This window comes from Pseudomonas sp. DrBHI1, assembly GCF_002205115.1.
Lineage (GTDB): Bacteria > Pseudomonadota > Gammaproteobacteria > Pseudomonadales > Pseudomonadaceae > Aquipseudomonas > Aquipseudomonas mosselii.
This window is the reverse complement of record NZ_NIBE01000073.1, coordinates 1-649: the sequence shown is the minus strand read 5'-3', so window position 1 is coordinate 649 and position 649 is coordinate 1. Positions and strand designations below refer to the sequence as shown.

The 649-nt window shown below is 59.6% G+C and carries 1 protein-coding gene; it reads left to right on the top strand.

Annotated elements, in window-relative coordinates:
• The coding region (locus tag CC207_RS16735) for an immunoglobulin-like domain-containing protein (protein WP_371916471.1) at window positions 1-649 on the top strand (649 nt) is incomplete at both ends.

The window sequence follows — 649 nt, the reverse complement described above, 5'->3', positions numbered from 1 at the left end:
AGTCGTTATTCCAGCCGGTCAGACCGAAGCCGAGTACAAGGCGAAAGCCCAAGGTGATGACGTCTTCAAAGACGGTGACACCCTGACCGTCGGTATCACCGATGCTGCCGTCGACGGCAAGGCCTTCGAGAACCTGGAGCTGGGCGGTAACGCTTCGGTGCAGATCACCGACACCGTCAGCGAGGTCGTTGCGACCCTGACTGCGGATAAGACCACGGTCACTGAAGGCGGCCAGATCACCTACACCGTCACCCTGACCAACGCCCAAGGTCTGCCGGTCAACGGCCACAATGGCCTGATCTTCACCCTGACTGATGGCACCAAGGTCACCATTCCGGCCGGTAGCGCCAGCGGTACCTTCACCATCACTGCACCGGACGACGTGTTCGTTGGTGGTCAACCGACCATTACCAACAAACTGGAAAGCGTGACAGGTGCCGACAACTTCGAAAAACTGACCTTGGGTCAGGACGAAGTGAAGACATCGGTCACTGACGAACCGGGCACCGGCACTCCAGGCACCGACAACCAAGGCGACAAGGTCACCGTCACCATCGTTGGCAAAGGCGATGTCACCGAAGACCAGCAGCCGGCCTTCACCGTCAAGGTCAGCCAGAAGCTCGACCACGACCTGACCGTCACCCTGTCG